10 protein-coding genes are annotated in these 11,772 nt (G+C 64.7%); all 10 read left to right on the top strand.

Annotation, left to right across the window (positions count from 1 at the left end):
• The first annotated feature begins 104 nt into the window (after positions 1-104).
• The 10 genes from C8C94_RS13225 (at position 105) to C8C94_RS13180 (ending at position 11,755) form a co-directional block, all read left to right on the top strand.
• Positions 105-314, top strand: coding sequence for a formate dehydrogenase (locus C8C94_RS13225; RefSeq protein WP_055402831.1), 210 nt, complete (start codon positions 105-107; stop codon positions 312-314).
• 13 nt (positions 315-327) lie between these two features.
• Positions 328-3,288, top strand: coding sequence for a formate dehydrogenase subunit alpha (locus C8C94_RS13220; protein ID WP_121421028.1), 2,961 nt, complete (start codon positions 328-330; stop codon positions 3,286-3,288).
• Positions 3,289-3,311: 23 nt separating this feature from the next.
• Positions 3,312-3,929 (top strand): formate dehydrogenase FDH3 subunit beta, encoded by a 618-nt coding sequence (gene fdh3B, locus C8C94_RS13215; protein WP_108616030.1) that lies wholly within the window; start codon positions 3,312-3,314, stop codon positions 3,927-3,929.
• A complete protein-coding gene (locus tag C8C94_RS13210; protein WP_055402825.1) occupies positions 3,929-4,171 on the top strand; it encodes a hypothetical protein in 243 nt (80 codons plus the stop codon). The genes fdh3B and C8C94_RS13210 overlap by 1 nt, the downstream gene beginning before the upstream one ends.
• An 8-nt stretch (positions 4,172-4,179) precedes the next feature.
• Positions 4,180-5,397 carry a formate dehydrogenase subunit gamma gene (locus C8C94_RS13205; protein ID WP_121421027.1) on the top strand — a complete coding sequence of 406 codons (1,218 nt, stop codon included), beginning with the start codon at positions 4,180-4,182 and terminating at the stop codon, positions 5,395-5,397.
• A gap of 11 nt (positions 5,398-5,408) precedes the next feature.
• Positions 5,409-5,795, top strand: a complete 387-nt coding sequence (locus tag C8C94_RS13200; RefSeq protein ID WP_121422843.1) for a hypothetical protein — start codon at positions 5,409-5,411, stop codon at positions 5,793-5,795.
• A 143-nt stretch (positions 5,796-5,938) separates the two neighbouring features.
• Complete coding sequence (locus C8C94_RS13195; protein ID WP_121421026.1) at positions 5,939-6,928, top strand: formate dehydrogenase accessory sulfurtransferase FdhD; 990 nt, start codon at positions 5,939-5,941, stop codon at positions 6,926-6,928.
• 109 nt (positions 6,929-7,037) lie between these two features.
• Complete coding sequence (locus C8C94_RS13190; protein WP_121421025.1) at positions 7,038-8,669, top strand: C13 family peptidase; 1,632 nt, start codon at positions 7,038-7,040, stop codon at positions 8,667-8,669.
• 40 nt (positions 8,670-8,709) lie between these two features.
• Entirely contained in the window at positions 8,710-11,229 is a 2,520-nt protein-coding gene (locus C8C94_RS13185) for an ABC transporter permease (protein WP_121421024.1), read from the top strand.
• 94 nt (positions 11,230-11,323) lie between these two features.
• Positions 11,324-11,755, top strand: a complete 432-nt coding sequence (locus C8C94_RS13180; protein ID WP_121421023.1) for a group II truncated hemoglobin — start codon at positions 11,324-11,326, stop codon at positions 11,753-11,755.
• Positions 11,756-11,772: the final 17 nt, after the last annotated feature.

The following is an 11,772-nucleotide window of genomic DNA, read 5'->3' as shown; positions in this document are numbered from 1 at the left end:
TGAGTGTCTTAGTGGGAGGTGTAAAGCTCGATTGCAGGCTTTTACACACTGACATAGACTGTATGAATTCCGTTTCATAGCTGCCAGCCATTCTGGAGACAAGCATGCAGAACCGCCAGCCCAATTCCTCACGCCGGAGCTTCTTCTCCGGCGCCGCCACCGTAGGGGCTGCAGCCGCAGCCGTCGTGGCACTCCCCCATGTAGTTCCCTCAGATGCCGTCGTGTCTGAACCCGCTCGGGTGGCGCCAGAAAAAGGCGGTGGCTATCACCTGTCTGCGCACGTGAAGCAGTACTACAAGACCACCCAACTCTGAAGCGGGGCGTGCCATGTTGCTAACCAAGAAGTCCTCCCACGCTGCGCAGGTCGCATCGTCTCCTTTTGTGCACAGCTTGCGCCGTGGCCTGTCGCAGGCGCTGCCCACGATGGACCGCCGCTCGTTCCTGCGCCGCTCCGGCCTGGGAGTGGGCGTGGGTATTGCGGCGTCGCAGCTCACGCTGGTCAAAAAATCCAATGCTGCCGAGGGTGCCAAGGTGGGCATCGGCGACAGCAAGATCGAAGTACGCCGCACCATCTGCACCCACTGCTCGGTGGGTTGTGCGGTGGATGCGGTCGTCGAGAACGGCGTGTGGGTGCGGCAAGAGCCTGTGTTCGATTCGCCCATCAACCTGGGCGCCCACTGCGCCAAGGGTGCGGCACTGCGTGAACACGGCCACGGCGAATACCGCCTGCGCTACCCCATGAAGCTCGTCAACGGCAAGTACGAGCGCATCAGCTGGGACACGGCCCTGAACGAAATCACGGCCAAGATGAAAGAGCTGCGTGCCGCCAGCGGCCCGGATAGCGTGTACTTCGTCGGCTCGTCCAAGCACAACAACGAGCAGGCCTATCTGCTGCGCAAGTTTGTGAGCTTCTGGGGCACCAACAACTGCGACCACCAGGCGCGCATCTGCCACTCGACCACCGTGGCGGGCGTGGCCAACACATGGGGCTATGGCGCCATGACCAACTCGTACAACGACATGCAAAACAGCAAGGTCGCTCTGTACATCGGCTCCAACGCGGCCGAGGCCCACCCGGTGAGCATGCTGCACATGCTGCACGCCAAGGAAACCGGCTGCAAGATGATTGTGGTGGACCCACGCTTCACCCGCACCGCAGCCAAGGCCGACGAGTACGTGCGCATCCGCTCGGGCACCGACATCCCGTTCCTCTTCGGCCTGCTGTACCACATCTTCAAGAACGGCTGGGAAGACAAAAAGTACATCAACGACCGTGTCTATGGCATGGAGAAGGTGCGCGAGGATGTGCTGGCCAAGTGGACACCCGACAAGGTGGAAGAGGCCTGCGGCGTCAAGGAAGACCAGATGTTCAAGGTCGCCAAGATGCTGCACGACAACAACCCCGGCACCATCGTATGGTGCATGGGCCAGACCCAGCACACCATCGGCAACGCCATGGTGCGTGCCTCGTGCATTTTGCAACTGGCACTGGGCAATGTGGGCAAAACGGGTGGCGGCACCAACATCTTCCGCGGCCACGACAACGTGCAAGGTGCCACCGATGTCGGCCCCAATCCCGATTCGCTGCCTGGCTACTATGGCCTGGCCGAAGGCTCGTGGAAGCACTTCGCCGCAGTCTGGGGTGTGGACTTCGAGTGGATCAAGAAGCAGTACGCATCGCCCGCGATGATGACCAAGAGCGGCATCACCGTATCGCGCTGGATCGATGGTGTGCTGGAGAAGAATGAGCTGATCGACCAGGACTCCAACCTGCGCGGCGTATTCTTCTGGGGCCACGCGCCCAATTCGCAGACCCGTGGCCTCGAAATGAAGCGGGCCATGGACAAGCTGGATCTGCTCGTGGTGGTGGACCCGTACCCCTCGGCCACCGCCGCCATGGCCGCCATGCCCGGCAAGGCCGAAGACCTGAACCCCAACCGTGCGGTGTACCTGTTGCCAGCCGCCACGCAGTTTGAAACCAGTGGATCGTGCACGGCCTCCAACCGCTCCATCCAGTGGCGCGAGAAGGTGATCGAGCCGCTGTGGGAGAGCCGTTCGGACCACATGATCATGCACCAGTTCGCTGAGAAGCTGGGCTTTGCCGCCGAGCTGTCCAAGAACTACAAGATGCAAAAGGTCAAGGGCATGGACGAGCCCGTGATCGAAGACATCCTGCGCGAAATCAACAAGTCGGTTTGGACCATTGGCTATACGGGCCAGAGCCCCGAGCGCCTGAAGGCCCACATGCGGAACATGCATCTGTTCGATGTGAAAACCCTGAAATCGAAGGGTGGCAAGGACAAGGAAACCGGCTACGACTTTGGGGGTGACTACTTTGGCTTGCCATGGCCCTGCTACGGCACGCCGGAGCTCAAGCACCCTGGCTCGCCCAACCTGTACGACACCTCCAAACACGTGATGGAAGGCGGCGGCAACTTCCGCGCCAACTTCGGCGTCGAGAAGGATGGCGTCAATCTGCTGGCCGAGGACGGCTCGCATTCGGTGGGCAGCGAGATCACCACGGGCTACCCCGAGTTCGACCATGTGCTGCTGAAAAAGCTGGGCTGGTGGGACGACCTGAGTGACGCCGAGAAGGCCAAGGCCGAAGGCAAGAACTGGAAGACCGACCCTACGGGCGCGATCATTCGCGTGGCCATGAAGCATGGCTGCCATCCGTTTGGCAACGCCAAGGCCCGCGCTGTGGTGTGGAATTTCCCCGATGCCATTCCGCAGCACCGCGAACCGCTGTATGGCACCCGGCCCGATCTCATGGCCAAGTACCCCACCCACGACGACAAGAAGGCCTTCTGGCGCCTGCCCACGCTGTACAAGAGCGTGCAGGAGAAAAACGTGGCGGACAAGGTGCACGAGAAATTCCCGCTCATCCTCAGCTCTGGCCGTCTGGTCGAGTACGAAGGCGGTGGCGAGGAAACCCGCTCCAACCCCTGGCTGGCCGAGCTGCAGCAGGAGTCGTTTGTCGAGATCAACCCCAAGACTGCCGCAGACCGGGGCATCCGCAACGGCGAGCGTGTGTGGCTCAGCTCTCCCACTGGAGCACGGATCAACGTGCAGGCCCTGGTCACCGAGCGCGTGGCGCCCGATACGGTGTGGATGCCGTTCCACTTCTCGGGCCGCTGGCAGGGCGCGGACATGCTGGCTTATTACCCCAAGGGCGCGGCGCCTGTGGTGCGCGGTGAGGCCGTGAACACCGCAACGACGTATGGCTACGACAGCGTGACCATGATGCAAGAAACCAAGACCACGATCTGCAACGTGGAACGCGCCTGATCGCGCCACGCAAGGAGACACACATGGCACGAATGAAATTCATCTGTGACGCAGAGCGCTGCATCGAATGCAACGGCTGCGTGACCGCCTGCAAAAACGAACACGAGGTGCCCTGGGGCGTGAACCGCCGCCGCGTGGTCACGCTCAATGACGGTGTACCGGGTGAAAAATCCATCTCGGTCGCGTGCATGCACTGCAGCGATGCACCCTGCATGGCTGTTTGCCCCGTCAATTGCTTTTATCGCACCGAAGAAGGTGTGGTGCTGCACGACAAGGATGTGTGCATTGGTTGCGGCTATTGCAGCTACGCCTGCCCCTTTGGCGCGCCGCAGTTCCCTTCGTCCGGTACCTTCGGCGTGCGTGGCAAGATGGACAAGTGCACCTTCTGCGCCGGTGGCCCCGAGGCCCACGGCAGCCAGGCCGAGTTTGAAAAATACGGCCGCAACCGCCTGGCCGAGGGCAAGCTGCCCGCCTGTGCAGAAATGTGCTCCACCAAGGCCCTGCTGGCCGGTGATGGCGATGTGGTGGCAGATATTTTCCGCAACCGTGTGGTACAGCGTGGCAAGGGCGCCGAAGTGTGGGGCTGGGGCACGGCCTATGGGTCACAACAGGCAGGCCAGCCTGCAGGAGGCAAGTCATGATGATGAAGCGTCTTGTTCATTCGGCCCTGGCCGCCGCTGTGGCGCTGGTGGCGCTGACCGCCTGTGGCGAGAAGCCGCAGACCGGCGCGGGCATCCGCAGCGATGCAGCTCCCTATGCAGGTACGGGCAGCAATTTCATGCAGCCCGGCTGGAAGGCCGGAGACAAAGCCGGTTGGGAAGCGCAGTTGAAGGCGCGTCAGCTGTACGGCCAGAACGAATACACCCGCACTCAGTCCAAGTGAGGCCCGCCATGAAACACATCATGTGGTCCCTGGCTTTGGCGGCGGGATGTGCCTGGGGGCCAGCGGGTGCCCAGGCTCCGGCAGCGCCAGATGCCGCCGCGCCTGCGGTCACGGCATCGGCTGCTCCCGCAGCGACCGGCGGCATTCAAAGCCAAAACATTTTCGAGGTCAAGCCAGACGCCAGCGCAGACCCCAAATACGCCGAGCAGACCAATGGCGAACGCGCCAAGGTGCAGCCCGGCAACAACGCGCCCATGTGGCGCCAGGTGGGGCAGGGCGTGACGGGCTATAGCAGCCTGCCGAAAAGCCAGGCGCCCGAGGCGGGCAACCTGATCCAGCCGTTCGTGCAGTACCCAGGCTCGCGTTTCACCAACGCAGGCGAGGCATGGCGCCAGGTACGCAACCACTGGATCATTCCTTACGGTGCGGCCTTGTTTGCCATCGTGTTGCTGGCGTTGGGCATCTTCTACTTTGTCAAAGGTCCGCTGGGGCATGAGCACCCTGACGGCACCGGCGCCCGCCGCATCGAACGCTTCACACCTTTCGAGCGTGCTGCGCACTGGTCCAATGCCTTTGCGTTCATTGCGTTGGCCATCTCTGGCATCGTCATGGCGTTTGGCAAGTTCTTCCTGCTGCCCATCATGGGGGCCACGCTGTTTGGCTGGCTTACGTATGCGCTCAAGAACGTACACAACTTCATGGGACCGCTGTTTGCTGTCTCATTGCTGGTGATCATCCTTACCTTCGTCAAGGACAACATCGCCAACCGGGCCGACTTTGTGTGGCTGTCCAAGGGCGGCGGCATGCTGGGGGGTGACCACCAGGTTCCTTCCCACCGCTTCAACGCCGGCGAGAAGGGCCTGTTCTGGTGGGGTATCACCATCCCCGGCATCTTTGTGGTGGCCACCGGCTTGGTGCTCGACAAGCTCATTCCTGGCTTTGGTGACGTGCGCGGCGACATGCAGATCGCCCACATGATCCACGCCACCCTGGCGATCTGGATGATGGCGCTGATCTGCGGCCACATCTACATGGGCACGGTGGGCATGCGCGGCGCCTACAAGGCCATGAGGACGGGGTACGTGAGCGAGGGGTGGGCCAAGGAGCACCACGAGCTTTGGTACGACGACGTGCAAGCGGGCAAGATTCCCCGCCAGCGCAGCGCCAACCCATCCGCAGCCGATGCTGCAGCTACACCATCTGCGGGCCAGCCCGCGCAGGTATGAGGTTCCGCACCATGATGCAATTTTCTCGATCTTCCCTGCTGGCGTTGTGCGCGGCCAGCGTCTGTACCCTGGCATCGGCCAAGCTGCCTGCGCCTTCACCGGAGGCTGCCGCCAAAGCTGCAGAGGCGGCGGCCAAAGCCGCCTGGGCCGGCAAGGTGGACAACTACAAGTTGTGCCTGTCACAAGACCGTGTGGCGGCCCACTACCGCAAAACCACGCCAACAGCCAAGCCTGCAACGGCAGCAGGCGCTGCGTGCACCGACCCCGGCCCCTTCGCCTACACACCGCCCGCTGCCAAGCCCATTGAAGCGGCGGGTGCCCATTCGCCACCGGGCACGGCCAGCAGTCCACCCAGCACGCTGGCACCTGCCGCAGCTGCGTCAGCGCCCAAGTCCTGACGCCAACCACTGTCCCTCCGTCAAAAAGAGCCGCGCCCACTTGGTGGAGCGCGGCTTTTTTTTGGTGGTCGCAGTACGTGCTTTTCCCCGATTCAGATGCCCCATGCCCCTCCTTGGGGAGAGGTACTGCGTATATTCGCACCATGTCTCTTTCATCACCGTCCGCCTCCCCGGCTGCGCCCGTGCTGCCGCGCCTGACGCAGGCGCATGCGCCCCTTACCCACAGCGTGGAGGTCGTGAACGAACTGGGCGAGCGCGAGCAGGTACAGATCCCCGCCGAGCGACCGCTCACCATCTATGTCGACAAGCGTGAACTCGTCACCCTCATGACCCTGGGCGCGCACCCGGAACTGCTGGTGCTGGGCTATCTGCGCAACCAGCGGCTGGTGGAGTCCGTGTTCGACATCGAATCCATCACCGTCGATTGGGAGGTGCACGCCGCCGCCGTGCGCACGCGCCACGGCATCGCCCGCATTGAAGAGCGCACCGCGAGCAAGGTCGTCACCACCGGCTGCGGCCAAGGCAGTGTGTTTGGCGGGCTCATGGACGAGGTGGACCGCATCACCTTGCCCGAGGCACGCCTGACACAGGGCGAGCTGTACGGCATCGTCAACGCCATCCGCCTCAAGGAAACCACCTACAAGTCCGCAGGCTCCGTGCATGGTTGCGCCTTGTTCCGGGGGGAGGCGCTGCTCACCTTTGTGGAAGACGTGGGGCGCCACAACGCCATCGACACCATTGCAGGGTGGATGTGGATGAATACAAATGGCAAGGTGCCGCAAGGGGGCGTTTCCTCCACGCTATCCGGCGGCACGCCTGCAGAAAATGCCGCTTCGGAGAGCCGGCACGCGCCCATGTCCGGTGCAGACAAGGTGTTCTACACCACGGGCCGACTCACCAGCGAAATGGTCATCAAATCTGCGCAGATGGGTGTCCCCATCGTGGTGTCCCGCAGCGGCATGACCCAGATGGGACACGCCGTAGCGCAGCAACTGGGCCTGTGCGCCATCGGGCGCGCCACCAATCGCCGGTTTGTCTGCTACAGCGGTACAGATCGGCTGGTGCTGCAGCCGGAGCTGGCGCAGGTACCCGTCGTTCCGGTGGCCAGGGGCGGAGCTGGAACTGCCTCCTGAGGAGGCGGGGCTGTGTGAAGGGGGCGTTACGCGATTTCGGGAATCATCGCAGTCCGAACTGCCGGCTGGTGATTGAAAGAAACCGCTCCCGCAATGGCATGATCGCCCCATGAAAGACCTGAACGCCAAGAGCGCCTGGGCCGATACCCTGCCCAGCCAGTGGGGGCCCGAGTCCGCCAAGATCGAAATTCCCTTGGGGGAGCAGCCGCCCGCGCCGTGTGCTGGCGCCGCATCCACCATGGCCCCGGCTCCCGCCAAGTTGTCCCTGTGGGACTGGATGCGTGAAGGCCTGCGGGCCGCGTTGTTCCTGTCGCCGCGCACTGCTGCTGCAGCGCCTTCACCCTGGCAGGTGCTGGTGCTGTCGCTGCTGGGTGGCGCGTTGCTGGTGGGGGCTGCGCGGTTTCAGGTGGCGGGGCCTGTGCAGTTCAATCTGCGGGGCTGGCTGGCGCCGATGTGGAGCAGCCTGGTGCTGATGTGGCTGGCCTGGTGGGCCATGGCCCCGGCCCAGCGTGCGGCGGCACAAGAGCCCTCGGCGGGTGCTTCGGGGCCTTCGGGCGGGCTGGCGGCCTGGTATGTGTTGTCCGCGTGGGCTCCGCTGGCGCCTTTGTTGCTGCTGTATGCCTTGATGGGGGCCGTGGCGCACAAGCCAGACCTGTGGGGCGGGGCGGTGGCTGGCAATATTTTCTGGGTGGCCTATGGTGTGCTCACGCTGTGGGTGCTGGCCACGCTGGTGGTGGTGAGTGCACGCTTCATCCGCTCGCGGCTGCGCACGGCCATCTTTTCGGTGGCGATGGCAGCCGTGATCGGGGTGGGCATGTGGCAGTTCCAGGACAAGCCCTGGGAGCTGGACGCCTTGGCCGCTGCATCTGCCCAGTCGGGCGAGGAGGGACAGGCACAACCGGAGCCCGCGCACCTTGTGCTCTCGCAAGCAGTCTTTGAAAACCAGCAGGTGCTCTGGGATCGGCAAGTGCAGGCCCTGCCCGCTGGCCGCGATGGCGTGGTGGATGTCTATGGGCTCGTGTTCGCCCCCTACGCCAGCGAAAACGTGTTCCGGCGAGAAAGCACCATGGTCAGCACGCTGCTGCAAGAGCGCTTTGACGCCCAGGGCCGTGTGGTTCACCTGCTCAACCACGCAGAAACCGCCGATACGCATGCCTGGGCCACGCCGCAGAACCTGCAGCGTGCCATCGCTGCGCTGGCCCAGCGCATGGACCGTGACAGCGATGTGCTGGTGATCTACATGACCTCGCACGGTGCGCGCAACCATGAGCTGGCGGCCTCGCACTGGCCGCTGGAGGTGCCCCCCGTCACGCCCGAAATGCTGCGCGCCATGCTGGACGAGGCGGGCATCCGCCACCGCGTGATTGCCGTGTCGGCCTGTTTCTCGGGCGGCTGGATCGAGCCTTTGGCCACCGACAGCAGCCTCATCATGACCGCCGCCGATGCCACGCACACGTCATATGGCTGCGGCACGCGCTCCGAGCTGACCTTCTTTGGCCGGGCGGTGTTCCACGAACAGCTGCGCCAGACACATTCGTTCACCGAAGCCTTTGCCAAGGCCATCCCCGTGATTGCGCAGCGCGAGGTGGAGGCGGGCAAGCAAGACGGCTTCTCCAACCCGCAGATCCATGTTGGCGCGCAGATTGTGCCGGTGCTGCGTGCGCTGGAGCATCGCCTGCAAACGGCAGAGGCAGAAGGCAGCGCAGAGGCCCAGGTGGCCGCAGCGGGCGCAAAGCCCTGAGCTTCGCCAGAGCGTTCCATTTGCGCTAAGGTTCTGCGCCATGAACCTGTCTTTTTTACGCTTGGGCTGGCGCACCCTGGCCCGTGACCTGCGCGCGGGCGAGTTGCGGCTGCTGATCGTGGCCGTTACGCTGGCGGTGGCAGCCCTCACGTCGGTCGGTTTTTTTGCCGACCGCCTGCAAGGTGGCCTGCAGCGCGATGCCTTGCAGCTGCTCGGCGGCGATGCCGTAGTGGCCAGCGACAACCCCACGCCCCCCGCCTTTGTCGAGCAGGCCAAGGCCCTGGGCCTGCAGACCGTGACCACGCTGGGCTTTCCGACCATGGGTCGCGCCAGTGACGCCCAGGGTGGCGCCAGCAAGCTGGTGGCGCTCAAAAGCGTGCCCCCGGGCTACCCGCTGCGTGGCAGCCTCAAGGTGGCAGACGCCCCCGGCGCGCTCGACCAACCCACCCGCGACATCCCGGCGCGCGGCGAGGTGTGGGTGGATGCCCCGCTGCTCGAATCGTTGAACCTGGCCATGGGCGACATGCTGCTGCTGGGCGATTCGCAGCTGCGCATTGCACGCATCATCGTGATCGAGCCCGACCGCGGTGCCGGTTTCATGAGCTTCGCCCCACGGGTGATGGTGAACGAGGCCGACCTGCCTGCCACCGGCCTGGTGCAGCCCGCAAGCCGCCTGACCTACCGCTTCGCTGTCATCGGGTCGGCCCCTGCGGTCAAGGCGTTCAGCGAATGGGCTGTTGCCGAATCGAAAAAGCCCGACGTGCACGGCGTGCGCGTGGAGTCGCTCGAAAGCGGCCGCCCGGAAATGCGCCAGACGCTGGACCGTGCGCAGAAATTCCTGAGCCTGGTGGCCCTGCTGGCAGCGCTGCTGTCGGCCGTGGCCGTGGCCCTGGCCGCGCGCGGCTTTGCGGCCGAGCACCTGGATGCCTCGGCCATGCTGCGGGTGCTGGGCCAGAGCCAGCGCACCATTGCGGGCGCCTACACGGCCGAATTTGCGTTGGTGGGCCTGTTTGCCAGCTCATTGGGCGTGGCGCTGGGCTATCTGGTGCACTACGCCTTTGTGCTGCTGCTGGCGGGCCTGGTCGAGTCGGCCCTGCCGCCGCCCAGCCTGTGGCCCGTGGCGTTTGGGCTGGGCATGGGGCTCACGCTGCTGTTTGCCTTTGGTCTGCCGCCTGTGCTGCAGCTGGCCCAGGTGCCGCCGCTGCGGGTGATCCGGCGCGACGTGGGGGGGCTCAAGCCTGCCTCGCTGGCGGTGCTGGGCATTGGGGTGGCAGGCTTTGCCGCCTTGCTGCTCACGGTCAGCAGCGACATCACGCTGGGCCTGATTGCCGTGGGTGGCTTTGGCGGGGCGGTGGCCCTCTTTGCCGGGCTGTCGTGGGTGGCGGTGAAGCTGCTGCGCAAAAGTGTGAACGAGGCCACCGCGCCCCGCTGGCTGGTACTGGCCACACGGCAGATTTCTGCGCGCCCGGCCTATGCCGTGGTGCAGGTGAGCAGCCTGGCCGTGGGGCTGCTGGCGCTGGTGCTGCTGGTGCTGCTGCGCACCGACCTGGTGGACAGCTGGCGCAAGGCCACCCCGCCCGATGCGCCCAACCGTTTTGTGATCAACGTGATGCCCGACCAGGCCGACGCTTTCCAGCAGACGCTCAAGGACGGTGGCGTGGCCAAGTACGACTGGTACCCCATGATCCGGGGCCGCCTGCTGGCCGTGAACGGCAAACCCGTGGGCCCGGCGGACTACACCGACGACCGCGCCAAGCGCCTGGTGGACCGTGAGTTCAACCTGTCGAACGCCGTGGAGGCACCGCCCCACAACCAGGTGGTGGCCGGTGCTTGGACGCCGGGCGAAGAGGGCGCGATCAGCGTCGAAGAAGGCATTGCCGAAACCCTGGGCCTGAAGATGGGCGACCGCCTGCTGTTCGACATGGGCGGCGTGCAGAACGAGGCACGCATCACCAGCCTGCGCAAGGTGGACTGGGGCTCGATGCGGGCCAACTTCTTCGTGATGTACCCCGTGGCCACCGTCAAGGACGTGCCCGTGACCTACCTGGCGGCCTACCGTGCGCCCGAGACCAACGGCTTTGACAACGGTCTGGTGCGCCAGTTTCCCAACATCACCAACGTGGACATGGGCGCCACCATTGCCCAGGTGCAGCGCGTGCTGGAGCAGGTGATCCGCGCGGTCGAATTCCTGTTCGCCTTCACCCTGGCTGCTGGGCTGGTGGTGCTGTTCGCCGCCGTCACGGCCACGCGCGAAGAGCGTGCTCGCGAATACGCCATCATGCGCGCCGTGGGCGCCCGCGCCAGCCTGCTGCGGCAGGTGCAGCGCGCCGAGCTGATGGGCGTGGGCCTGCTCGCGGGCTTTCTGGCCAGCGCCGTGGCGGTGGGCGTGGGCTGGGCGTTGGCGCGCTTTGTGTTTGACTTCACCTGGACGGCTGCCCCCTGGGTGCCCCTGGCGGGCGCCGTGGCTGGGGCCGTGCTGGCGCTGGCTGCGGGCTGGTGGGGCCTGCGTGAGGTGTTGCTGCGCCCGGTGGTCGATACGCTGCGGCGCTCGGCAGAGTGAGCAGGTGCATGGCCTTGGCCTGTGTTGTAGTTGATTTGCTATATTTTCGATAGCTTGTTGCGCTTTATGGATAAGCGCTAGGGCCTGTTTTGCTATGAATTCTGATACCCCCCAAGCTGGTAGCGAAGGCACCGATGCCGTGGCTGCCGTCATCCCCTTCGAATGGATCGGTGGCGAAAGCCGGGTGCGCGCGTTGGTCGAGCGCTTTTACGACCTGATGGACCTGGAGCCAGGCTACGCGGAGCTGCGGGCCGCCCACGGCAGCGACCTGGGTCAGGCGCGGCAAAAGCTGTTCATGTTCCTCTGCGGCTGGCTTGGCGGTCCCTCGTACTACACCGACCAGTTCGGCCACCCCCGGCTGCGCGCGCGCCACATGCCGTTTTCTATCGGTATCAAGGAGCGCGACCAGTGGGTGGCTTGCATGGACCAGGCCATGGGCGAGACCGGCGTGCCCGCAGACCTGCGCGCGCGCTTGAAGGAGAGCTTCATGGGCACGGCCGACTGGATGCGCAACAAGGGCGTTTGACAACCGCTGGGTTTTGG

The organism is Acidovorax sp. 94 (assembly GCF_003634645.1).
Lineage (GTDB): Bacteria > Pseudomonadota > Gammaproteobacteria > Burkholderiales > Burkholderiaceae_C > Acidovorax > Acidovorax facilis.
Note: the sequence above shows the minus strand (reverse complement) of the source record. Positions and strands in the feature narration are given on the sequence as shown.